Raw genomic sequence first — 24,028 nt, forward strand, 5'->3', positions numbered from 1 at the left:
ATGCGTTCGCACGTCGCAACGCGATTCTTTCGTTACGAGCGACTGGCTACTGTCGTCGGTTAGTCGCCCGGAAATCCCGTGGTGGGCGAGTAACCGACGACAGTCGTCACTTCTTCCGCGGGGGCGGCGGAACCAGCTGCGCGTCGCGGATCTGCAGCGCGTCGGCGTCGGCGTAGTCCAGCGCGCCGGTGAGCTTGCCCGCTGCCCGCAGGTCGCCCTCGGACGCCCGCAGCAGCTCCTGCGCGTCGGTCGGGGCAGCGAGTGTCACCGAGGTCACCTCTGCGCGCATGCCGAGCTTGGCATCGGACTTCGCCTTGCGTATGCCGGCGAGGGCGTCACCGACCACCTGCAGTGCCGCCGGATTGCCGGTCGACGGACCGCACTCGTCGACCGTCGGCCACGACGCGCGGTGCACGGTTTCCTCGTGCCACCACGACCAGACCTCCTCGGTCGAGTAGGGCAGGAACGGTGCGAACAAACGCAATTGGACGTCCAGCGCGATGCGTAGCGTGGCGCGTGCGCTCGCGGCTGCGGCGTCGCCCTGGCTGCCGTAGGCGCGGTCCTTGATCAGCTCGATGTAGTCGTCGCAGAAGGTCCAGAAGAACGCCTCGGTCAGCTCCAGGCTGCGGGTGTAGTCCCACGACTCGAAGTGCTTCGTCGCCTGGTCCACCAGGGTGTGCAGTCCGGCGAGCAGGGCCAGGTCGAGCGGGTCAGTGACCGCCTCGGCCAGGTCTCCGTCGACCTCGCCCATGCCGAGCGCGAACTTGCTCGCGTTGAGCAGCTTCATCGCCAGGCGACGGCCGACCTTCATCTGGCTCTCGTCGTATGCCGCGTCCATGCCGAGGCGTCCCGAGGCGGCCCAGTACCGGACCGCGTCGGCGGAGTGCTGGGTCAGCACGTCCTCCGGAGTGACCGCGTTGCCCTTGGACTTGGACATCTTCTTGCGGTCCGGGTCCAGGATCCAGCCGTTGATCGCGGCGTCGGTCCACGGGACGGTGTCGTGCTCGAAGTGGCTGCGCACGACGGTCGCGAAGAGCCAGGTGCGGATGATGTCGTGGCCCTGGGGGCGCATGTCCATCGGGAAGATCTTGGCGAACAGCTCGTCGTCGTTGCGGCCACCCGCGTTGCTCGTCACGGGCCAGCCGGACACGATCTGCGGGGACAGCGACGAGGTGGCCCAAGTGTCCATGATGTCGGGGTCGCCGACGAATCCGCCGGGCACGCCTCGCTGTTCGGCTGTGTAGCCCGGCGGCACATCGGTCGCGGGGTCGATCGGCAACGAGTCCGCGGCAGCCGGGATCGGGTGCTCGTGGTCCGGCTCGCCATCGGCGTCGAGGGGGTACCAGACGGGGAACGGCACGCCGAAGAACCTCTGCCGGCTGATCAGCCAGTCACCGTTGAGCCCGTCGACCCAGTTGGCGTAGCGACTGCGCATGAACGCCGGGTGGAAGCCGATCTGCTCGCCGCGGGCGACCAGGGCCTTGCGCAGGTCCGCGTCGCGACCGCCGTTGGTGAGGTACCACTGGCGGCTGGTCACGATCTCCAGCGGCTTGTCGCCCTTCTCGAAGAAGTTCGCCTTGCGCTGGGTGGGCTTCGGCTCACCGTCCAGGTCGCCGGACTCGCGCAGTGCGTCGACGATCGCGACGCGGGCTGAGTGCACCGTCTTGGTGGCCATGCTCTCGGCATACAACGTCTCGCCCGGGCCGCCGGCGACCCACGCGGGGGTCTCGCCCTGCAGTCGGCCGTTGCGGGTGATGATCGAGCGGGTCGGCAGCTGCAGCTCGCGCCACCAGATCACGTCGGTCAGGTCACCGAAGGTGCAGCACATCGCGATGCCGGCGCCCTTGTCCGCCTCGGCGAGGCGATGGGCGACCACCGGGATCTCGACGCCGAAGAGCGGTGAGGTAACTGTGGATCCGAAGAGTGCCTGGTAGCGCTCGTCGTCCGGGTGTGCGATCAGGGCGACGCACGCGGGAATCAGCTCAGGGCGCGTCGTCTCGATGCAGACCTTCTCGTCGCCGTGGTGGAAGGCGACGCGGTGGAAGGCGCCCGGGTAGTCCCGCGCCTCCAGCTCGGCCTGCGCGACGGCGGACTGGAACGTCACGTCCCACAGGCCCGGCGCCTCGGCCTGGTAGGCCTCGCCCCGCTCCAGGTTGTGCAGGAACGCCTCCTGGGCGACCGCGCGCGAACGGTCGTCGATCGTCCGGTAGGTCTGCGCCCAGTCGACGGAGACACCGAGCCGGCGGAAGAGCGACTCGAAGGCCTTCTCGTCCTCGGTCGTCAGCTCGTCGCACAGCGGGATGAAGTTGGCGCGGCTGATCGGCACCTGGTCGGCCGCCTTGACCGACTTGCCCTCGGCGCCCTGCAGCGGCGGCGTGAAGTCCGGGTCGTATGCCGCCGAGTGGTCACCGCGCACGCCGTAGTAGTTCTGCACACGGCGTTCGGTCGGCAGGCCGTTGTCGTCCCAGCCGAGCGGGTAGAACACTTCCTTGCCCCGCATCCGCTGGTAGCGCGCGACCACGTCGGTGTGGGTGTAACCGAAGACGTGACCCACGTGCAGGCTGCCGCTCGCGGTCGGCGGCGGCGTGTCGATCGAGAACACCTGGTCGCGGGGGAGCGACAGGGCGCGCTCGCGGTCGAACCTGTAGGTGTCCTGCTCCCGCCATACAGCCGCCCACTTGTCCTCCAGGCCGTCGACGGTCGGCTTGTCGGGGATCCGGGGGGCATTCTGCTCGGCGGCGTCAGTCATACCGCACATGATCCCATCCCCCCGAGCGCGGCGACGAATCGGTTTCGCCGTGGGCCGACCACCCATCTCTGCCGAATGACGGCTTCCTCGCCGAGTGACGGCGCGATCAGACCGTCAGTCGGCGAGGAAGCCGTCACTCGCGACGTTTTGAGGGCGGCGTGAGGCACGGCACGGTGGGGCAATACCGGGAGTTGGCGCGGCCGGGCGCTAACGTCGGGTTACAAATCAGCAACACCGGATCACTGGGGAGTGAGTAATGCCCGACACCACGACGGTGCAGCCGTTCATCGACACCTTCCCGCCGGACGCCGGCACGCGTGTCCCGGACGCCGACTTCATCACGTATGGCGAGGGCCAGCTGCCATCGGCGCTGATCGAGCTCTGGCGGACCCACGGCCTCGGTTGGTACGGCGGTGGTCGTGTCGCCCTCGTCGACCCGGGCACCTGGATGCCGGTCCTGCAGACGTGGTTCGGGTCCGGCGTGACGAGCGTGCCGTTCGCGGTCACGAGTTTCGGGCACGTCTACCACTACGACCGGGCGGACGGCCGGGACCGCATCCAGTGCCTGGACCCGCACTTCCAGCACAACGCGATCGTGTCCGAGGACGGCGTGGCGTTCTTCACCGAGCACCTGACCGGATCGTCGTCGCACCTGGCCGACCTGCGCGATCTGCACAAGGCCGCGCGGGACGCACAGGGTGAGCTCGGCGCGGACGAGGTCTACTACTTCGACCCGATCCTCGCGCTCGGCGGGCAGGTCAACCTGGACAACCTGCAGAAGGGCAACGGTCCCGAGCACGTCGCCGACATACATCGGCAGATCGCGGCGCGTCAGCCGCACTGAAGCCACGGCGACACCTGGAGTCGACGCCAGGGGCGAGTAACCGACGACTGTCGTCGGTTACTCGCCCCTACTCGCTGGTATCGGCGAGTAACCGACGACAGTAGCGATAGGTGCTCGCGGGAAGCCGTCACGAGAGGTGATGGACCTTTTGCAGCCCGTACACCGGTGTCGGGATGCCCTCGAAACGCGCCTTGAGTTGCAGCGCCAGATAGAGCGAGTAGTGCCGTGACTGGTGCAGATTGCCGCCGTGGAACCACAGCGCCTCCTGCTGCGTGGGTTTCCACATGTTGCGCTGCTCGCCCTCCCATGGGCCGGGGTCCTTCGTGGTGTCCGAGCCGAGGCCCCACACCTTGCCGACCTTGTCGGCGGTCTCCTGATCGATGATGTCGGCGACCCAGCCGTTCATCGAGCCATAGCCGGTGGCGTAGACGACCAGGTCGGCGGGCAGCTCGGTGCCGTCCTCGAGCACCACCGACTCCTTGGTCAGGTGATCGACATTGCCGTGCGCGAGCTTCACCTTGCCGTCACAGACGAGCTCGGCGGCGCCCACATCGATGTAGTAGCCGGACCCGCGGCGCAGGTACTTCATGAACAGACCAGAACCGTCGTCGCCCCAATCATGTTGGAAGCCAACCTTTTCCAGGCGGTCGTAGAAGTCCTTGTCACGCTCGGCCATCTGCTCGTAGAGCGGGATCTGGAATTCGTGCATGATCCGGTAGGGGAGCGACGCGAAGATCATGTCGGCCTTGTCGGTGGTCACACCCGAGGCGACGGCTCGCTCGGAGTAGAGGTCGCCGAGGCCGATGTCCATCAGTGACGCGGACTTCACGATGTGGGTCGACGAGCGCTGCACCATCGTCACGTCCGCGTCGTGCTCCCACAGCGCACCACAGATGTCGTGCGCGGAGTTGTTGGAGCCGATGACCACGACCTTCTTGCCGGTGTAGGCCTCCGGCCCGGGGTGCTGGCTGGAGTGCTGCTGCTCGCCCGCGAAGACGTCCATTCCTTCGAACGACGGCAGATTCGGCTTGCCCGACATACCTGTCGCGAAAACGAGCTGCTTCGGCTCCAGGACGATCTGCTCGCCGTCCTTGTCCACGACCACGCGCCAGGTCTCGGTGTCCGCGTCGTAGGTCGCGGACCTGACGGACGAACGCGACCAGTAGGGCACGTCCATGACCCGCGTGTACATCTCCAGCCAGTCGCCGATCTTGTCCTTCGGCGCGAAAACGGGCCAGTTGGAAGGGAATTGCAGATAGGGCAGGTGGTCGTACCAGACCGGGTCGTGCAGGCAAAGGCTCTTGTAACGGCCGCGCCACTGGTCCCCGGGGCGGTCGTGCTTGTCGATCACGACGTGGGGGACCTTCAACTGCCGGAGCCGCGCGCCGAGTGCGATGCCGCCCTGGCCGCCGCCGATGACCACGACATACGGCTGTGCGGTGCGGCCGAGCGAGGACTCCTCGTCCTGCTTCTTCTCCAGCCAGGACTTCCTGCCCCGTGCCAGCTCGTGCTCGACTCCCTTCGGTCGGCGGTCGCCCTGGTCCTCCTCGTGGCCCTTCAGTTCCCGCAGGCTGGTCAGCAGCGTCCAGCCGCGGGTCTCGCCGTCCTCCTCCTTCAGCCGTAGGTGGCCCTTGGCGCGCCCCGTTGTGGTCTCGAAGGTGATCCAACACTCGATCACGCCGTTGGCTTCGGCCGGCTCCTCGCTGAGTGCCCAGTCGGACGGGTCGGTCGTGTCCAACGTGTGCTGCAGCAGGTCCCGTATGCCGCTCGGCCCCTCGACGGTGCGGATGTTCCAGGTGAAGGACACCAGGTCGCGCCAGAAGCTCTGGGTCGCGAAGAGTCCGGCCGCCGCTTCGACATCCCGGGCTCGCAGTGCGGCGTCGAAGTCGGCGAGCCACTTCTCGGCGCGCTGTCGAGGGGTGGCCGTGGTGCTGTCGGTGCTGGCGGCCCGCGGATCCAAGGTCTGGGTCATCGCGTGTCCTTTCTCTCGCGGATGTGACCCACAGCACACTCCGTGACTACGCTGATGGGAAGCGTTGCACGGCGTTGCAACGTCCGTCCGCGCGTCGTCGGGAGGAGTTGCCCTGGTGGCCGATGACAACGCGATCTCGCCGCAAGCTCACGCGAAGACTGATTCCTCATCTGTGCGTGATGCGGTAATGCCCATGGCCGTCCTTCGGCCGGGCACCGACCTGGCGCGGTATGCGCGCGAACTGGTCCGCATGCACGAAGCGGTCATCGGCGGCGGCCGTACCACCCTGCAGCCACGGCCCCTGGTGTCGCGCTCCTGGCAACGCGTGCTCGGCTTCGGTCTGGTTCCCGACCGCCCCGGCGCCCGGGATCCCTTGTCGGCCGAGCGGCTCGAGCAATTGCGCGGCGAGTCGCCCCTGCGACTGGTGATCGACGAGTTGGCCAGAGTGATCTCGAGCGTCGCGGACGCGTCGCACTTCCTGATGGTGGTCACCAACGGTGACGGAGTCATCCTCTGGCGCAGAGGGGATGCCCGAGTACGACGGCAGGCCGACGAGTTGGGCTTCAGCGAGGGTGCTCGGTGGACCGAGGGGGATGTGGGCACCAACGCGATCGGCACGGCGCTGCAGGAGGCGAGTCCGGTCCAGCTCTTCTCCGGTGAGCACTTCGAGCAGGCCCAACACCCCTGGTACTGCACGGCGTTCCCGATCCACGACCCGCGATCCGGCGAGTTGCTCGGGATCGTCGACATCAGTGGACCGGCGCTCACCCTGCACCCCGCCATCAGCGCATTGGTCGAGACGGCGGTGTTGCTGGCCGAGTCGCTGTTGCGCCGACATCACGAAGCGGCGCTGGAACGCCTCCGCGTCGCCGCCGAGCCGCTGGTGTCGGCGACCGGTGGACCTGCGCTCGTGGTGGACGACGCCGGATGGGTTGCGCACAGCGCGGGGGTTTCGACGCGTGATCGCATCGCGGCGCCACGGCCGGATCGGCCGCTGGCAGTCCCGGGTCTCGGCCTCTGCCTGCCCGAACGGCTGGACATCGGCTGGCTGGTCCGACCCGCAGCCGCCGAACGCCGGATCACCGCGCACCTCGAGCTCGGCAGCAGGCCGGTCGTGGAGATCCGGGCGGACGCCGAGCCATGGCGGGTGGCCGTGTCGCGCCGGCACGCGCAGATCCTGCAAGGGCTGGCGGCGGCGGGACGAGTGGGCCTGACGCCATACGCCCTGAGTGTGCAGCTGTTCGGCGACGGCGACCACACCGTTGCCGCCCGCGCGGAGGTGTCCCGGCTGCGGCGCACGCTCGGTGCCATTGTGGACGGCAGCCCCTACCGGATCGCCGACGGGGTACAGCTCACCGTCGGTGAATGACCTCGATGCGCTCGTCCGTTCCTCACGACCTACTCGGGGCGCCGCTCGGCCGGCTTGGAGCGTGCGTCCGTCGCCACGCGGACCGCGGGCATCACATGATCGGCGTATGACGCCAACGTGCGCTCCTTGGGCGCAATCGAGTTGGTGAGCGGTCGGCGGGCCGAATAGACTGGGCGCAACAGCGTTCGAGCCGTCATCAGCGGCGAGCTTCCGGAAGAACGGCGCGATCACTCCAACGACACGCGCCCAGTAGAACCGGACGGGACGAGCCCGTGACAGCTCACGCATGAGCGGTCGTATGACGAGCCCTTCGCCATACGACAAGCGAGGTGGTACCGCGGTGTCGGCCCGACCGGGCAGGCGTCGTCCTCGACAGGACGAACGACCGCGAGAGAGACACCGAGCCCATGACCTACCCGAAGGTCGATCTGACCGCTGCGCAACCGGACGACGCCAACTCCGTCGCTTCCTCCGCGGACTTCCCGGCCATCGAGCAGGCGGTGCGGAAGTACTGGGCAGCCGACGACACGTTCCGGGCGTCCGTCGAGCAGCGTGACGCGGGCAAGAACGGCGCCAACGAGTTCGTGTTCTACGACGGTCCGCCGTTCGCCAACGGCCTGCCGCACTACGGCCACCTGCTGACCGGCTACGTCAAGGACCTCATCCCGCGCTACCAGACGATGCGCGGCAAGCGGGTCGAGCGACGCTTCGGCTGGGACACCCACGGGTTGCCCGCCGAGCTCGAGGCGATGAAGCAGCTCGGGTTGAAGACCAAGGACGAGATCCTCGAGATGGGCGTCGACAAGTTCAACGACGCCGCCCGCGCATCGGTGCTGCGCTACACCGACGAATGGCGCGAGTATGTCGAGCGGATGGGCCGCTGGGTCGACTTCGACAACGACTACAAGACGCTCAACCCCGACTACATGGAGTCGGTCATCTGGGCGTTCAAGCAACTGTTCGACAAGGGTCTGATCTACGAGGGCTTCCGCGTGCTGCCCTACTGCTGGAACGACGAGACACCGCTGTCCAACCATGAGCTGCGGATGGACGACGACGTCTACCAGATGCGGCAGGACCCTGCCGTCACCGTCGGATTCCGTTGCACCAGCAGCAAACTCGAGGTCTTGAAGGACGCGCTGTTCCTGGTGTGGACGACCACGCCGTGGACCCTGCCGTCCAACCTCGCGATCATGGTCGGGCCGGACATCGAGTACGTCGTCGTCGAGACCGACGTGCCGACCGGCACCGCACAGCGCTACGTCATCGCGCACTCCCGGCTGGCGGCATACGCCAAGGAACTCTTCGGGGACGCCAAGGCCGATCCGGAGCCGTATGTCGTCGCTCGGCTGACCGGTGCCGACCTGCTGGAGTCGGTCTACGCGCCGCCGTTCACCTACTTCGCCGACCACGAGAACGCCTTCCGTGTCGTGCCGGCCGACTTCGTCACGACCACGGACGGCACTGGGCTGGTCCACAGTGCCGGCGCGTTCGGCGAGGACGACATGATCGTCACCGAGCGGGAGGGCATCAAGCCGGTCATGCCGGTCGGTGCGGACGGGCGCTTCACGCATCCGGTCGCGGAGTACGAAGGCATGCAGGTCTTCGACGCCAACCCGCACATCATCGACGACCTCAAGGCGGCGACCAACGCGGGTCGAGTAGCGGAGGAGCGAAGCGGGGGAGCGTATCGAGATCAGTGTCTCGATACGGACTCGCCCAGCGGCTCGTCCTACTCGACCCGCAGCAGCGTCACACCGGGGACCGTGCTGCTTCGTCGCGAGACGTACGAGCACTCCTACCCGCACTGCTGGCGCTGCCGGAACCCGTTGATCTACAAGGGTGTCAGCTCCTGGTTCGTCAGCGTGACGGAGTTCAAGGACCGCATGCTCGCGCACAACCAGGAGATCAACTGGGTGCCGGGCAACGTCAAGGACGGGCAGTTCGGCAAGTGGCTCGCCAACGCCCGCGACTGGTCGATCACCCGCAACCGTTTCTGGGGCAGCCCGGTGCCGGTGTGGAAGTCGGACAACCCCGAGTTCCCGCGCATCGACGTCTACGGCTCGTTCGAGGAGTTGGAGCGAGATTTCGGCGTGCAGGTCGACGACCTGCACCGCCCCGGCATCGACCAGCTGACGCGGCCGAATCCCGATGACCCGTCAGGGAAGTCGACGATGCGCCGGGTCGAGGACGTGCTGGACGTGTGGTTCGACTCCGGGTCGATGCCCTACGGCCAGGTGCACTACCCGTTCGAGAACGCCGAGTGGTTCGAGCACCACTTCCCGGCCGACTTCATCGTGGAGTACATCGGTCAGACGCGCGGCTGGTTCTACATGCTGCACATCCTGTCGACCGCGCTCTTCGACAAGCCGGCGTTCAAGAACGTCATCTGCCACGGCATCGTGCTCGGCAGTGACGGCCAGAAGATGTCGAAGTCGCTGCGCAACTACCCGGACGTCTCCGAGGTCTTCGACCGCGACGGTGCCGACGCGATGCGCTGGTTCCTGATGAGCAGCCCGATCCTGCGCGGCGGCAACCTGATCGTCACCGAGCAGGGCATCCGGGACGGTGTGCGGCAGGTGCTGCTGCCGCTGTGGAGCAGCTGGTACTTCTTCAGCCTCTACGCGAACGCGGCTGAGGCGACGCTTCGTTCCTCATCGTCGGCTCAGCCTGAGTCTGATTCAAAATCGGGTGCAGAAGGCCATTGGTCGACCGAGTCCACCAATGTGATGGACCGCTACGTGCTGGCCAAGACGCGCGAACTGGTCGAGACGGTCCGGATGACCCTCGACGAGCTCAACGTCGCCGGTGCGTGCGACGCCGTGCAGTCGTTCCTCGACGTGCTCACCAACTGGTACATCCGCCGGTCCCGGGAACGGTTCTGGGCGCAGGGCGGTGTCGGTGCCGACAGCCAGGCCGCCTTCGACACGCTCTACACCGTGCTCGAGACCGTATGCCGCGTCGCGGCGCCGCTGCTGCCCTTCACGACCGAGCAGGTATGGCGTGGGCTGACCGGTGGTCGCTCGGTGCACCTGACCGACTGGCCGGACGCGACCGACCTGCCGGCCGACGAGCCGCTGGTGACCGCGATGGACCGCGCTCGTGCGGTCTGCTCCACGACGCTGTCGGTCCGCAAGGCGCAGCAGCTGCGCGTGCGGTTGCCCCTGGCGACGCTGACCGTGGTGGTCGACGGCGCGGCGTCGCTGGCCGACTTCAGCGCGCTCATCGCCGACGAGGTCAACGTCCGCGAGGTGCGGTTGGTGGACCTGGCCGACGCCAGCGAGGCCGACTTCGGCATCGAGCAGAAGCTCACCGTCAACGCGCGGGCGGCCGGACCGCGGCTGGGCAAGGACGTACAGCGCGCGATCAAGGGCAGCAAGTCCGGCGACTGGTCGGTGGCCGCGGACGGCACCGTCACCAGCGGTGGATTGGCTTTGCAGGAGGGCGAATTCACCCTCGAGTCGGTAGTCAACGACCAGGCGAAGGCAGGGCAGGTCCCGGCGATGCTGCCGGGCGGCGGCTTCGTCGTGCTGGACACCGAGGTCACCGAGGAGTTGCGCGTCGAGGGGCTGGCCCGCGACATCATCCGTGCGGTGCAGCAGGCCCGGCGCGATGCCGGCCTGGACGTCAGCGACCGGATCAGCCTTGGTGTCACCGGCGACGACGATGCCTGGCAGGCGACGGTCACCCACCAACAGCTGATCATGCGTGAGACGCTGGCTGTGCAGTTCGGTTCCGCGGGTGCGGGACACGCCCTGCCGGACGCCACCGACGCGGACCTCGGCGGTGGCAAGCACGTGTCGATCTCGGTGAAGCGCGTCGAGTCGGCGACAGAGGGGAAGTAGCGATGAAGGTGGCAAGCGGTGTACTGCTGCGTGCAGCGACCGGTGACGACCTGCAAGGTGTGATCGAGGTCGGCCAGCAGACCTGGCCGGCCACCTACGGTCCGATCGCGGGCAAGGACTACGTCGCGATGGGCCTGGCGAAATGGTGGACCGCTGACGCGACGATCCCCGCCATACGCGCCGGTCGAGTCACCGTCGCCGAGTACGACGGCGAGATCGTCGGTATGACGTCGGTCGGTCCGCTGGACGGCCACCTCGCACTGTGGAAGCTCTACGTGCTGCCGGAGTTCCACAGCGCCGGCATCGGCGGCATGCTGATGCGCGCCGCCATCGCGAAGGCCAAGGCCGACGGGTATGACGAGATGGTGCTGTCCTACCTGGACGGCAACGACGGTGCCCGTGGCTTCTACGAGCACTACGGCTTCACCGAGACCGGCCGCGAGAGCACCGGCGGCGGCGTCCCCGACTCGGTGTGGCTCCACCTGCCCCTCGGGGAGGCATCCGTCGAGACGGTGTTGGATGGTCCACATGCCTAGTGGTCGACCCGACGCCGCGCAGCGTGAAGCCGAGCGCAACCTGGCCGTTCGCAAGCGATTGCGCGAGGTCGAGGAGGCCATCCTGGCGCGGACGCCCGAGTCCAGCCCGGAGCCGTCCCTGGAGCGGGTGCGCCGCATCATGGAACTCCTCGGCGACCCGCAGCGGTCGTTCCCGGTGGTGCACCTGACCGGCACCAACGGCAAGACGACGACCACGCGCGCCGTCGAGCGGATACTGCGCGAGACCGGCCTGTCGACCGGTCGCTTCACCTCGCCCCACCTGCACAACATTCGCGAGCGAATCTCGTTGAACGGCAAGCCGATCGACGCCGAGCGGTTCATCGCGACATACGACGACGTGCTGCCGTACGTCGAGCTGATCGACAACGAGGCACGTGCCGCGGACGAGCCGACGACGACCTATTTCGAGATCCTCGTCGTCATCGCCTACGCCGCCTTCGCCGACGCTCCGGTCGACGTCGCGATCGTCGAGGTCGGACTCGGTGGGGAGTGGGACGCGACCAACGTCGCCGACGGCGACGTCGCGGTGATCACCCCGGTGTCGCTCGACCACACCCGACTGCTCGGCTCGACCGTCGAGGAGATCACCCTGGAGAAGCGCGGCATCATCAAGCCGGGCTCCATCACCGTGGTGGGCACTCAGGAACCCTCGGTCGACGAACTCATCGCCGAACGCGTGGCCGAGGTCGAGGGCACCGCGAAGCGCGAGACCGTCGACTTCGAGGTGCTCGAGCGTGACCAGGCCGTCGGCGGCCAGCAACTGACGGTGCAGGGTCTCGCGGCGCTCTACCCGGACCTCTACCTCCCGCTGTTCGGCGAGCACCAGGCGCACAACGTGGTCACCGCGATCGCCGCCGCCGAGGCATTCCTCGGGGGAGGAGAACGCGCCCTCGACATCGACGTGCTGCGTGCGGCGCTCGCCGACCTGGACTCGCCGGGCCGGTTGGAGATCGTTCGGCGCTCGCCGACGGTGCTCGTCGACGCGGCACACAACGCCGCGGGCATACGTGCGCTGCGCGACGCGATCAACGACTCCTTCACCTTCGCCAAACTGGTGGGTGTCCTCGCGATCTTCGCCGACAAGGACGCCGAGGACATGCTCTCGACGCTCGAGCCGGTGCTGGATCACGTTGTCGTGACACGGAATTCGTCGCACCGCAGCATGCCTGCGGAACAGCTGGGTGCGCTGGCGGCCGAGATCTTCGGCGAGGACCGCGTCGATGTCGTCCCCGGCATGGCCGATGCGATCGACCGCGCCGCCGAGCTCGCCGATGAGGGCGGTGTCGCCGGCGGCGTGCTCGCCACCGGCTCGATCCAGACCGCTGCGGACGTCCGCGCGCTGCTCGGCGTGACCGAGGCATAGGTCGTGCTCGGAAACATCCTCGTCCACGGTGTGGGGGAGAAGATGACCCGCCGCTTCGCCGGCATGGTGGTCGGATCGCAGACCCTGGTGGTTTTCCTCGGCGCGCTCGTCGCGTGGGCGATCGCCAAGTCGCAGCACAACGCCGCCCACACGTCATACCTCGTCGTCGGGCTGGTGCTGGCGGTGCTGTGCGTGGTCGCGGCCGGCACTTTGCGTCGTCCCTGGGGTGTCACCCTCGGCTGGGCCGTGCAATGTGCAACGCTGCTGGCCGGATTCGTGCTGCCGATGATGTTCGTCGTCGGCCTGATGTTCCTGGCGTTGTGGGTCACCGCACTCGTCCAGGGACGCAAGATGGACGCCTTGACCGCCAGTCACGAGGAGACTTCCGCGCAATGACCTGGATCGAAGCGATCGTTCTGGGGATCGTGCAGGGACTGACCGAGTTCCTGCCGATCTCCTCGTCCGCGCACCAACTCATCGTGGGCCGTCTCTTCTGGGACAACGATGGCGGCGGATCGGCCTTCACGGCGGTCAACCAGTTGGGCACCGAGACGGCGGTCATCGTCTACTTCTGGCGCGACATCGTCCGCATCATCAAACAGTGGGCGCTGTCGGTCGCCGGGAAGGTCCCCAGGTCCGACCCGGATGCCCGGATGGGCTGGCTGGTCATCGTCGGCACCATCCCGATCGGCATCCTCGGCCTGGTGCTGAAGAGTTTCATCGAGGGACCGCTGCGCAACCTCTGGGTCACCGCGAGCATGCTGCTGGTCTTCGCGATCGTCATCGCCGTGGCCGATGCGACCGTCGACCACGACCCGGACGCCGAGCACCGCAAGACCCTGGACGATCTCGACGTCAAGGACGGCATCCGGTTCGGGCTGTGGCAGGCGCTCGCCCTGATCCCCGGCGTATCGCGTTCCGGTGGAACGATTTCCGGCGGTCTGTTCATGGGCTACACCCGCAGCGCCGCCGCACGCTACTCGTTCCTGCTCGCCATACCAGCCGTGGTCATCTCGGGCCTCTTCGAGTTGAAGGACCTGCACGGCAGCGACGGTGACGGGTGGGGGCAGATCATCGTCGCGACCGTTCTCGCCTTCGCCGTCGGGTATGCCGTGGTGGCATGGTTCATGCGCTACATCTCGCACCACAACTTCCGGCCGTTCGTCTACTACCGGATCGCGCTGGCGGTCTTCGTCTTCGGGCTGCTCGTGCTCGGCAAGGTCGCTGCGTAGGACCTACCCGAATCCCCCGGAGAGGGGAGGCGATCCGCTCCGGTGGGGGACGCAGGTCAGTGCCCTTCGCAACCAGCATGGGCGCATGACGTTCTTCATTCACCGGGGCGAACCGACGCCCCTGCAGGTGGGCACTGCGACACGCATCCTGCGGGCAGTAGCCATCGTCGCCTGTGGTCCCTATCTTGCGATCAAGGTTGCCTGGGTGTCCGGAAGCCACATCGGTATCCCTGCCGGCAGCAGTCTCCTGGACCACCGCACAGCGATGATTCTCGGCAACCTCGCAAGCGTCCTGCTCGACTCGGCAGTGGTGATGCTCGCGCTGCTGCTCACCCAACAGTGGGGTCGCCGCGTGTCGGCCTGGCTCCTCATCGTCCCGGTCTGGGTCGCCACCGGTTTACTCAGCCCGATCGTGCTCGGTTATCCGCTGCAACTCGTGGCCCGGTTGTTCGGCGGTGGTTCGGCGCCGACGAGCGGCGGCTCCACCCGTCCGTTCCTGGACGAGTGGGTGTTCACAGCGGTCTACACCGGATTCATCGTGCAGGCGCTCGCACTCGGTGCGCTCTTCGTCAGCTACGCCCGCTCGCGGTGGGGCCATCTGTGGCGAGGTCTGCTCTCGGCAACCGCCGGACAAGGGGCGACCGGCCACGCGCAACGCGCCACTGCGGTGGCGGCCGCTGCAGCATTGCTCGCACCGTTCGCGCTCCACGTGGCGTGGGCCTCCGGTGCGACGATCGGACTCACCTCCAGCAGGGTCGCCGACCGGACGAGTGACTTCTACGCACTCGAGGCTGCCTACGCCGTGCTCGCCATGCTCGCCATCGTGGGGCTGCTGATGATCGCGTTCCCCGGATCCTCGCGGCTGCCGTTGCAGTTGCCGCTCTCACTGGCCTTCATCGGCCCGGCGGCGCTCGCGTGCTGGGGCGCCTACCTGATGCTCAGCGGCCTGGGGAACGCCGATGCTTCGAAGTCTCTCAGCGAGCTGACGGACCTCGCATACTCGTTGCAGATCGTTGCCGGAGCGTTGGTCTTCGCGATGGGGACCTACTTCTTCGCCGAACGTGCCGCACGGGCCGGCCATGCCCCGCGTCGTGCCGCCGACCGCCATCCGATTGAATGTGCGTCATGGAACGCACCCTCGTGATCGTCAAGCCCGATGGATTCGCCCGCGGCCTCACCGGTGAGGTCCTGCGCCGGATCGAGGCGAAGGGCTACGTCCTCGACACATTGCAGATCATGACCCCCGACCGAGAGCGGCTCGCGCAGCACTACGCCGAGCACGAGGGCAAGCCCTTCTACCAGCCGCTGGTCGACTTCATGGCGAGCGGACCCGCGACCTTCGCGATCGTCACGGGCGAGCGCGTCATCGAGGGATTCCGCTCCCTCGCCGGCGCGACCGACCCGACCGCCGCCGCCCCCGGCAGCATCCGGGGCGACCTCGGTCGTGACTGGGGACTGGCCGTGCAGCAGAACATCGTCCACGGCTCCGACTCGCCCGAGTCCGCCGAGCGCGAGATCGGCATCTGGTTCCCAACAGCCTGAGACTCATTCCTCGTCTCCGGCCGTTGGTCCACTGATCCGGAGTGCGTGAGGTCGAAGGGCCGGCCAGCCGGTAGGCTCCGCACCGGACGCAAACAGCAGGGAAAGCCGGTGCGATTCCGGCGCTGACCCGCAACCGTGTGCCGACCGGGTGTCACCCGGGTTCGGCGAGCCGGACCACCTGCGCGTCCGCGGACGATCTCGTCGCGGCCCCGCGAGACCTTCCGAGAACACTTCCGCGGGCCGCGTGACTTCGTGGAAGGCAGAAACATGACCACCTCTCTTCGCGCGCGTGCGGGTCTCACGGGCGCACTGGCCCTGGCCGTCGTCGGCCTGTACGGCGTTGCCGCGGCTCCGGCCCACGCCGCCACCCCCGACGGTTCGACCGCGGCGCACTTCCTCACCGCGGAGATGGCTGCCAGTGGTGACCACTTCGTGTCCAGCGGATACCCGGACTACGGCCTGACGATCGACGCCGTTCTCGGACTCGACGCGGCGCAGACCGGACAGACCGGTGCGAAGGCCGCTGCGGCATACGTCACCAAGAACGCCGAGGCCTACAACACTGGTGGCGACTCGGCGGAGTTGTATGCCGGATCCACTGCCAAGCTGCTGGTCCTCGCCCAGGCACAGGGCCTGCCGACCGACGGCTACCTGGCACAGCTGAAGTCGCTGGAACAGTCCAGCGGTCAGTTCCAGGACAAGTCGCAGTACGGCGACTACTCCAACACCATCGGCCAGTCGCTGGGCATCATCGGCCTGACCCGCGCCGGCAAGCCGGATGCGACCGCGGTCGACTTCCTGGTCAAGCAACAGTGCAACGACGGCGGGTTCCGGATGACCTTCAGCGGAACCTGCACCGGTGACACCGACGCGACGTCCCTCGCCGTGCAGGCGCTGAGCGCGGCGGGCGGCCACGATGCCGAGATCGCCAAGGCCGTCTCCTTCATCGCCGGCCAGCAGCAGTCCAATGGCGGTGTCGTCGAGCCGGCCGCGCAGGCCGCACCGAACACCAACAGCACCGGCCTCGCCGCCGTCGCCTTCACCATCGCGGGCAAGACCGCCGAGGCGGCCAAGGCGAAGACCTTCGTGCAGAGCCTGCAGTTCGGCTGCACGCTGCCGACCGCACTGCGGGGCGGCATCGCCTACGACCAGAAGTCCTTCGACACCATCATCGCCGAGGGCAGCAAGGCGACGGTGAGCGACAAGGAGCACCGCTCGACCGCACAGGCGGTGCTCGCGTTCAACCCGCAGCCCTATCTGAAGATCAGCGCCGGCGGCGCCGCGACGGCACCCGCGCTGTCGTGCACGACGTCCACCCCGAGCTCGTCGGCAACGAGCACCGGCACTCCGACCGCCACCTCGACGACCACCGGCCCGGCGATCATCACCGACGGGTCCGAGTCCGGCGGTGGCAACACCGGCGTGCTCGTCGCCGGTGCGGCCGTCATCGGCGGTGCGGCCCTCGCCGGATCCGGACTGCGTCGCCGGTTGCGTTCGCAGCGCTGAGCCGGCGCGCCATACAAGAAGGAAGCCCGCGTCCGTGGACGCGGGCTTCCTTTGTTCCCAGTCTTGTTCGAGGTCCTATTCGAGGTCGTCGTCGAGTCCGGCGATGGCGAGCTCGAGCAGCTGGGCGAGCTTGTCGCGCTGACCGGCCGGCACATGCGACAGCACGTCCGACTCGACCATGTCGGACTCGCGGATGACCTGGCGGAACATCTCCCACCCGTCGCGGGTCAGGTGGACCAGGATCCGGGTGCGGTTCTCCGGATCGGGCTCGCGCTCGATGAGTCCGCGCTCGGCCATCCGATCCAGGCGGTGCGTCATCGACGACGGTGCGACGGCTGCGGTGTCGGCCAACTGCGACGGGGTCGAGATGTGGTTGTCCGCCTCCGCCGCCAGATGCCGGATGACGGCCCATTCGCCGGGGGAGAGGTCGAGTTCGGAGAGGTTCTGGGCGTACCACTGCGACAGCCGCCGATGCAGGCCGTGCACGGCGGTCACGACGCGTTGCACCTGCTCGTTGCCGCCGGCCTCGACATACGCCGCGACCTCGGCCTCGTAGCGGCTCCGCTCCGACTTCCCCGGTCTATCCATGATGGACAATTAGAACGTATGGCGACGGCTCGTCGCGCACGGCAGCGGACCCGGCCACTTCGATTAGGGGCGCACCCGCTGATCCTGATAACCTTGCACCGCCGTGAAACCGGCCGCGGACCAAGAGCGCCCTGGTGGACATGCCCAGGAGCACCGCGCAATCAAGACACGAACGGAGATCGCCCACTCATGCCGCTGGACACCGCCACCAAGGCGCAGATCATGACCGACTACGCGACCAAAGAGGGCGACACCGGTTCGCCCGAGGTTCAGATCGCGATGCTCACGCAGCGCATCACCGACCTGACCGAGCACGCCCGTCAGCACCCGCACGACCACCACAGCCGCCGTGGGCTGCTGCTCCTGGTCGGCAAGCGCAAGCGCATGCTGCGTTACCTCGAGACCGTCGACATCGAGCGCTACCGTGCGCTGATCAAGCGACTGGGTCTGCGTCGCTGACCAATCACACTTACGACCGCAAGGCGGCTACCACCGGTAGCCGCCTTGTTGGCGTAGGCGGGTGCTGCCCGCCGGCCCTACCTGAATGAGGCCGACCCGCGGCATACACCCCGTATTGAAAGAACATGAAGAAGAGCACCACGCACAACGACGATGCGTGGTCCGTAGAAGAACAGGAGGGCCCAATGGAGGGTCCAGAGATCACTTTCGCCGAAGCCGTCATCGACAACGGCAAGTTCGGCACCCGCACGGTTCGTTTCGAAACCGGGCGGCTGGCCAAGCAGGCAGCCGGTGCGGTCGTCGCCTACCTGGACGACGAGACGACGCTGCTGTCGACCACGGCCGCGGGCAAGCAGCCCAAGGACCATTTCGACTTCTTCCCGCTCACCGTGGACGTCGAGGAGCGGATGTATGCCGCGGGCAAGATCCCGGGCAGTTTCTTCCGTCGTGAGGGTCGCCCGTCGACCGACGCGATCCTCACCTGCCGGCTGATCGACCGACCGCTGCGGCCGGGCTTCGTCAAGGGCCTGCGCAACGAGGTCCAGGTCGTCATCACCGTCCTCGCGCAGAACCCCGACCACCAGTACGACGTGCTGGCGATCAACGGTGCCTCGGCATCGACGCAGATCTCCGGTCTGCCGTTCTCCGGTCCGATCGGCGCCACCCGCGTGTCGCTGATCGACGGCCAGTGGGTCGCGTTCCCGAACTTCTCCGACCTGGAGAACTCCGTCTTCGACATGGTCGTCGCCGGCCGTGTCGTCGGTGACGACGTCGCGATCATGATGGTCGAGGCCGAGTCCAACGAGTCGACCTGGGACCTGGTCAAGAACCAGGGCAAGCAGGCGCCGACCGAGGAGATCGTCGCGCAGGGCCTGGAGGCCGCGAAGTCCTTCATCCGCGTGCTCTGCGAGGCGCAGGACAAGCTGGCCAAGGAAGCGGCCAAGCCGGTCCAGGAGTTCCCGCTGTTCCTCGACTACGAGGACGACACCTTCGGCGTCGTCGAGTCCGCCTCGACCGAGAAGCTGCGCGGTCTGCTGTCCATTGCGGACAAGCAGGACCGTGAGTCGCAGCTGGACGCCTACAAGGAGGAGCTCAAGGCCGAGCTCGCCGGTGAGGGCAAGCCGTTCGAGGGCCGCGAGAAGGAGATCTCCGCGGCATACCGCTCGGTGCAGAAGCAGCTCGTCCGCGAGCGCATCCTGCGCGAGAAGGTGCGCATCGACGGTCGTGGCCTCGCGGACATCCGCGCGCTGTCGGCCGAGGTCGAGGTGCTGCCGCGGGTGCACGGTTCGGCGCTGTTCGAGCGCGGCGAGACCCAGATCATGGGTGTCACCACGCTGAACATGCTGCGCATGGAGCAGCAGCTGGACACGTTGTCGCCGGTGTCGCGCAAGCGCTACATGCACAACTACAACTTCCCGCCGTACTCCACCGGTGAGACCGGTCGCGTCGGTTCGCCGAAGCGTCGCGAGATCGGTCACGGCGCGCTCGCCGAGCGTGCGCTGATGCCGGTGCTTCCGACGCGTGAGGAGTTCCCCTACGCGATCCGTCAGGTCTCCGAGGCGCTGAGCTCCAACGGCTCGACCTCGATGGGTTCGGTGTGCGCATCGACCCTCGCCCTGCTGAACGCCGGTGTGCCGCTGCGCGCGCCGGTCGCGGGCATCGCGATGGGTCTGGTGTCGGCCGAGGTCGACGGGAAGACCGAGTACGCCGCGATGACCGACATCCTCGGTGCCGAGGACGCCTTCGGCGACATGGACTTCAAGGTTGCCGGTACCCGTGAGTTCGTCACGGCCATCCAGCTGGACACCAAGCTCGACGGCATCCCCGCCGACGTGCTGGCCGGTGCGCTGACCCAGGCACGCGACGCGCGCCTGCACATCCTGGACGTGATGCACGAGGCGATCGACGCTCCCGACGAGATGTCGCCGTTCGCCCCGCGCGTCATCGCGGTGAAGATCCCGGTCGACAAGATCGGTGAGGTCATCGGCCCGAAGGGCAAGATGATCAACCAGATCCAGGAGGACACCGGCGCCGACCTGTCCATCGAGGACGACGGCACCGTCTACATCGGTGCCACCGACGGCCCGTCCGCCGAGGCTGCGCGCGCCGCGGTCAACGCGATCGCCAACCCGCAGATGCCCGAGGTGGGCGAGCGCTTCCTGGGGACCGTCGTGAAGACGACGACCTTCGGTGCGTTCGTGTCGCTGCTCCCGGGCAAGGACGGCCTGCTGCACATCTCCGAGGTGCGCAAGCTGGTCGGCGGCAAGCGGATCGACGCCGTCGAGGACGTGCTGAAGATCGGTCAGAAGGTGCAGGTCGAGCTCAAGGAGATCGACCCGCGCGGCAAGTTGTCGTTGGCCGTCGTCGAGGAGGCCGGCGATGCCGCCGCCTCGGACGACGCTCCTTCCGCCGACGCTCCGGCTGCCGCGGACGCCCCGGCGGAGGACGCTGCGTCCGACTCTTCGGCCGACGCGTCGTCCGACTCCGAGTCGTCGGACCGCGAGCCGCGCAAGCGCAACCGCCGTCGTGGCGGTCGCGGTCGCGGCAAGGACAGCGCCGACAGCAACGAGGGTTCGGCTGACGCCGAGCCTGTCGCACAGGACTGATCCACCGGCGTAAGCCAACGACAACGGCCCGGTCACACTTCGGTGTGACCGGGCCGTTGCGGTTCCTCAGGCTCGCGTTCGGCGTACGCAACCTTCGACGGTCGAGGCTTGGGTACGGGCAAACCTCAGTCGCTGTTGATCCATGGGTGCCGGTCCCCGCGGGCGCGGCGCGCTCCGCGGCCGCGTGTCCCGGGTGGATCCGGCACTTCGCCCCATGGCCCGCTCGTGATGTCGCCGTCCCCGGTCGCACCGATGGCGAAGTATTCGCGGCCCTCGATCAGTCGGGGCGGTATCGGCGGACCTTCATCGCCGAGGCTCACGTCGCCGGGGGACTGCCCAGCCGCGCGCCACAACCGCGCGTTGGATGGACTGAGGCCGGCGGAGCTCCAGGCCGCGGCGTCCGAAGCGTTGAAGCCGTAATAGATCCAGTCGGCCTTGCGATCCGCTGCACGCCCGGCGTCGTCGAAGGAGCGTGCTTCCTCGATGGTGAGATCCGGATCTGCGCGCAGCAACTCGTACGTCTCGGCAGGCGTGAATCCTTCGTCACGCCAGTGGATTGCGGTTGCCAGCCCGGCATACTCCAGACGCTCTGCGGCATGCAGGTCGAAGCCCGCGTCGAGCCAGGCGCGCAGCTCGATCGGATTGCGGTCGAGATAGCGCTGCGCATCCGCCGGTGGCGCGTCCGGCAAACCGGCCGCACGCCAGGAAGTGACGAATTCGATTGCGGTTTCGTCGAGTTCGCCGAGTTCGGTCGCCCACAGCCGAAGGGTGCGTTCATCGACGCCGGTCCGGTCGAGCGCCGCGTTCCATTCTTCTGGCGCCATACCGAGTTCGACTGCGGCAGAGACGGATTCGGCGCTGCGCGCGCCGGCGGCATACTCCCGCAGCAATCGGCGCGCACGCGGGGTACACGCTGCCCGGACCTGGTCCGCGGTCCAGGTGAGCACCTCCCGGGCTGCCCGGTAGACGTTGCCGATCTCATCCGGACCGGAGTCGGACGGCACCCGCGAATAGATCACGTCGAGAACCACGGTGACTGGAATGCTCGGCCACGGTGAGCGCAGCAGCCAGATCCGTCTCGGTGGTGGCTCCGGCAGGTCAGAGTGGCGTGCCCAGCCGCCGATCTCCTGATCGCGCCAATCTGCCTCACCTGACGGAGGTAGGAAGACCGCGGCATAGCCGTCGGAGCTCATGCCCATCTCCACCTGAGGCAGCCGGTCCGGAACCCAGGCGCGGAACTCCGCCGGCCAGGCGGCAGGCACCAGGTAGTAGAGCGGCGCACCGTCCAGAACGTGCCAGCCGTCCCGCACCAGCTCCTGAACTTCGGGCAGTTCGCCGGGGCTCGGGAAGTCACCGGCATGCCGTCCGGTGGCGCGCAGCGGTTCGCCGGTCTGCGCCACCTCGGCCAGTCTCGCCAGCCGTGGTGGCAACGGCGGAGGTGGACCGGTCAGCGCGGAGGGTTCGTCGGCGCCCCAAGGGTCGGTCATGCGCACAGTCTGGAGGAAAGGAACGACGGCCCGGACCGGTATGACGAAAGTGGTCAACCGGTCCGGGCCGTCGCAGTGTCTCTCGATGTATGGCGCCGCCATACCGACGAATGACGGCTCTCTCGCCGACTGACGGCCGTATCGGACCGTAAGTCGGCGAAGAAGCCGTCACTCGGCAAGGAGCAGCCGCGACTACTTCACGTAGCCGACGGTCTCCGGCAGGGGGCTGTCGAAGATGGTGGCTCCGACATTCGCCAGGCCCTTCTTCACGCCGTAGATCGACGGACCGCTGAAGAGCGGCAGCGACCCGTACAACTTGAACGCGTCCTGCTCGACCTTGTTCGCCTGCTTCGCCTGCGCGGCCGGGTCGGCGATGTCGTCGACCGCGGCGATCTCCTTGTCCAGCGCGGCGCTGCCGACCTTGGTGATGTTGTTCTCGTCGGTCGTCGAGTAGAAGCCGGCAAGGCTCTTGGCACCGAACGGGTCCAGCGAGCGGTTGCCGGAGATGATCAAGTCGAACTTGCCGCCGGTGATGGTGCTGAGCCACTGCGCGTCGGAGATGGTCTTGATGGTGACCTTGATCCCGGCCTTCTTCAGGGACGCCTGGATCGACGAGGCCTGTGCCTTCTGGATCGGCTCGGCACTGTAGAGGATGTAGGTCAGGTTCAGGGTCTTGCCGCCCTTGGCGAAGTAGCCGTCCGATCCCTTCTTCCAACCGTCCGCGGTCAGTGTCTTCTGCGCCTGGTCCGCACCGGGCTTGAGGACCTTGCCCAGGTTGTCCTGGTACTCCTTCTGGAACGAGTAGAAGATCTGCGACCCGGGCAACGGCTCGGTGTAGTTCAGACCCTGGAAGTTGATCTTGGCGATCTGGGCCCGGTCGACTCCCTCGAAGACCGCCTTGCGGACCTGCAGGTCCTTCAGCTCCGGCGACTTGCCGTTGAGGAAGAGCGAGTAGACGAACGGGCTGCCGCCCTGGCGGATCTCGGTGCCGGGAACGCCCTTGATCTGGTGCAGGGTGTCCGCGTCACCGGTCGCGACGTAGTCCACCTGTCCGTTGCGGAACGAGTTGACCGCGGCCTGGCTGTTGGGCAGGTCGAGGTAGATCCGCTTGTCCAGGCGGCCCGGCTCGCCCCACCACTTCGGGTTGCGCTTGAAGACGACCTTCTTGGAGTTGGGGTTGTACGACTCGACGGTGTACGGCCCGGCGCCCCACTCGGGGTGCATCTTGTTCGCGTATGCCGTGTTGAAGTTCTGGACGGTCGCCGCCTTCGGATTGACGAAGGTGCTGAACAGCGCCGGCCACGCGGCATACGCCTTGCGGAACGTGATGACGGCCTGCTTGCTGTCCTTGCCCTGCGTGACCGAGGTGATCTGGTCGTAACCGGCGGTGGTGCCGACCTGGTACTTCTTGTTGCTGCCGTTGTTGACCTTCCAGCTCTGCTCGATGGAATGCCAGTCGATCGGCGTGCCGTCGTTGTACTTCGCCTTCGGGTTGATGGTGATCGTCACGACCTGGTGGCCGCCGGTGACCTTCGAGGTGGCCGACGTGTAGTAGTCGTGGTTGATCCGGACCTGACCGGTCGGGGAGTAGGTGATGGCGTCCGGGTTGTACCAGGACCAGAGACGCTGCCCGGTCAGCGACGTGTTGACGTTGCCCCACATGCCCTGGGTGTCGTCGCCGTCGAAGGAGCCGTTGCTGGTGAACGTCCCGCCCGACTTCAGCTTGCTGTAGGGCTGGGCGTTGTAATCGGCCACGGAACTGGCCTTCTTGGCAGTCGAGCCGTTGGAGCCGGAGGTGTTCGATCCGCCGCCGGAGCTGCTCGAGGAGCAGGCGGCCAGGCTCAACAGTGATATCGAGACGGCGGACACGATCAGAGGACGAGTGGGACGCATGGTGCTTTCTCCTGGA

General features: G+C 67.4%; 19 protein-coding genes. 13 read left to right on the plus strand and 6 right to left on the minus strand.

Going from position 1 to position 24,028, the window contains the following annotated elements:
- Positions 1 to 106: 106 nt before the first annotated feature.
- Positions 107 to 2,749, minus strand: a complete 2,643-nt coding sequence (valS, locus tag ACZ50J_RS06700; RefSeq protein WP_464300487.1) for a valine--tRNA ligase — start codon at positions 2,747 to 2,749, stop codon at positions 107 to 109.
- Between the two features lie 256 nt (positions 2,750 to 3,005).
- On the opposite strand from valS, the gene ACZ50J_RS06705 reads away from it, so the two are divergent.
- Positions 3,006 to 3,593 carry a T6SS immunity protein Tdi1 domain-containing protein gene (locus ACZ50J_RS06705; RefSeq protein WP_464300488.1) on the plus strand — a complete coding sequence of 196 codons (588 nt, stop codon included), beginning with the start codon at positions 3,006 to 3,008 and terminating at the stop codon, positions 3,591 to 3,593.
- 127 nt (positions 3,594 to 3,720) lie between these two features.
- Here the strand turns inward: ACZ50J_RS06705 and ACZ50J_RS06710 are convergent, their stop codons facing one another.
- Positions 3,721 to 5,565, minus strand: coding sequence for an NAD(P)-binding domain-containing protein (locus ACZ50J_RS06710; protein WP_464300489.1), 1,845 nt, complete (start codon positions 5,563 to 5,565; stop codon positions 3,721 to 3,723).
- A 193-nt stretch (positions 5,566 to 5,758) separates the two neighbouring features.
- Between ACZ50J_RS06710 and ACZ50J_RS06715 the strand changes: the two genes are divergently transcribed.
- Positions 5,759 to 6,934 carry a sigma-54-dependent transcriptional regulator family protein gene (locus ACZ50J_RS06715; protein WP_464300490.1) on the plus strand — a complete coding sequence of 392 codons (1,176 nt, stop codon included), beginning with the start codon at positions 5,759 to 5,761 and terminating at the stop codon, positions 6,932 to 6,934.
- Between the two features lie 29 nt (positions 6,935 to 6,963).
- Here the strand turns inward: ACZ50J_RS06715 and ACZ50J_RS06720 are convergent, their stop codons facing one another.
- Positions 6,964 to 7,131 carry a hypothetical protein gene (locus tag ACZ50J_RS06720; protein WP_464300491.1) on the minus strand — a complete coding sequence of 56 codons (168 nt, stop codon included), beginning with the start codon at positions 7,129 to 7,131 and terminating at the stop codon, positions 6,964 to 6,966.
- A 210-nt stretch (positions 7,132 to 7,341) separates the two neighbouring features.
- Here ACZ50J_RS06720 and ileS point away from each other — a divergent pair, with 210 nt between their 5' ends.
- The 8 genes from ileS (at position 7,342) to ACZ50J_RS06760 (ending at position 16,979) form a co-directional block, all read left to right on the plus strand.
- Positions 7,342 to 10,779, plus strand: coding sequence for an isoleucine--tRNA ligase (ileS, locus tag ACZ50J_RS06725; protein ID WP_464300492.1), 3,438 nt, complete (start codon positions 7,342 to 7,344; stop codon positions 10,777 to 10,779).
- Between the two features lie 2 nt (positions 10,780 to 10,781).
- A complete protein-coding gene (locus ACZ50J_RS06730) occupies positions 10,782 to 11,315 on the plus strand; it encodes an N-acetyltransferase family protein (protein WP_464300493.1) in 534 nt (177 codons plus the stop codon).
- Positions 11,308 to 12,699 (plus strand): bifunctional folylpolyglutamate synthase/dihydrofolate synthase, encoded by a 1,392-nt coding sequence (locus tag ACZ50J_RS06735; RefSeq protein WP_464300494.1) that lies wholly within the window; start codon positions 11,308 to 11,310, stop codon positions 12,697 to 12,699. Before ACZ50J_RS06730 ends, ACZ50J_RS06735 begins: the two co-directional genes overlap by 8 nt.
- 3 nt (positions 12,700 to 12,702) lie before the next feature.
- Entirely contained in the window at positions 12,703 to 13,095 is a 393-nt protein-coding gene (locus ACZ50J_RS06740; protein WP_464300495.1) for a DUF4233 domain-containing protein, read from the plus strand.
- The gene (locus ACZ50J_RS06745; RefSeq protein ID WP_464300496.1) at positions 13,092 to 13,931 is read left to right on the plus strand and encodes an undecaprenyl-diphosphate phosphatase; all 840 of its coding nucleotides are present in this window, start codon (positions 13,092 to 13,094) and stop codon (positions 13,929 to 13,931) included. The genes ACZ50J_RS06740 and ACZ50J_RS06745 overlap by 4 nt, the downstream gene beginning before the upstream one ends.
- Before the next feature lie 85 nt (positions 13,932 to 14,016).
- Positions 14,017 to 15,075, plus strand: coding sequence for a hypothetical protein (locus ACZ50J_RS06750; protein ID WP_464300497.1), 1,059 nt, complete (start codon positions 14,017 to 14,019; stop codon positions 15,073 to 15,075).
- A complete protein-coding gene (gene ndk, locus ACZ50J_RS06755; RefSeq protein ID WP_464300498.1) occupies positions 15,057 to 15,473 on the plus strand; it encodes a nucleoside-diphosphate kinase in 417 nt (138 codons plus the stop codon). The genes ACZ50J_RS06750 and ndk overlap by 19 nt, the downstream gene beginning before the upstream one ends.
- A gap of 267 nt (positions 15,474 to 15,740) precedes the next feature.
- Positions 15,741 to 16,979: a prenyltransferase/squalene oxidase repeat-containing protein gene (locus ACZ50J_RS06760; protein ID WP_464300499.1), complete on the plus strand. Its 1,239-nt coding sequence runs from the start codon at positions 15,741 to 15,743 to the stop codon at positions 16,977 to 16,979.
- Positions 16,980 to 17,054: 75 nt separating this feature from the next.
- Here ACZ50J_RS06760 and ACZ50J_RS06765 read toward each other — a convergent pair whose 3' ends face one another.
- Entirely contained in the window at positions 17,055 to 17,567 is a 513-nt protein-coding gene (locus ACZ50J_RS06765; RefSeq protein ID WP_464300500.1) for a MarR family winged helix-turn-helix transcriptional regulator, read from the minus strand.
- Between the two features lie 189 nt (positions 17,568 to 17,756).
- Between ACZ50J_RS06765 and rpsO the strand changes: the two genes are divergently transcribed.
- Positions 17,757 to 18,026 (plus strand): 30S ribosomal protein S15, encoded by a 270-nt coding sequence (gene rpsO, locus ACZ50J_RS06770; RefSeq protein ID WP_464300501.1) that lies wholly within the window; start codon positions 17,757 to 17,759, stop codon positions 18,024 to 18,026.
- Positions 18,027 to 18,211: 185 nt separating this feature from the next.
- On the plus strand, positions 18,212 to 20,632 hold the full coding sequence (locus ACZ50J_RS06775) for a polyribonucleotide nucleotidyltransferase (RefSeq protein WP_464300502.1): 2,421 nt from the start codon (positions 18,212 to 18,214) through the stop codon (positions 20,630 to 20,632).
- 125 nt (positions 20,633 to 20,757) lie between these two features.
- Here the strand turns inward: ACZ50J_RS06775 and ACZ50J_RS06780 are convergent, their stop codons facing one another.
- Positions 20,758 to 22,119: a DUF5956 family protein gene (locus ACZ50J_RS06780; protein ID WP_464300503.1), complete on the minus strand. Its 1,362-nt coding sequence runs from the start codon at positions 22,117 to 22,119 to the stop codon at positions 20,758 to 20,760.
- Here ACZ50J_RS06780 and ACZ50J_RS06785 point away from each other — a divergent pair.
- Complete coding sequence (locus ACZ50J_RS06785) at positions 22,118 to 22,252, plus strand: hypothetical protein (protein ID WP_464300504.1); 135 nt, start codon at positions 22,118 to 22,120, stop codon at positions 22,250 to 22,252. The two genes, ACZ50J_RS06780 and ACZ50J_RS06785, sit on opposite strands and share 2 nt — an antisense overlap.
- Before the next feature lie 59 nt (positions 22,253 to 22,311).
- On the opposite strand, the gene ACZ50J_RS06790 is transcribed toward ACZ50J_RS06785, so the two are convergent.
- The gene (locus tag ACZ50J_RS06790) at positions 22,312 to 24,012 is read right to left on the minus strand and encodes an ABC transporter family substrate-binding protein (protein WP_464300505.1); all 1,701 of its coding nucleotides are present in this window, start codon (positions 24,010 to 24,012) and stop codon (positions 22,312 to 22,314) included.
- Positions 24,013 to 24,028: the final 16 nt, after the last annotated feature.

This window comes from Flexivirga sp. G2 (assembly GCF_055397625.1).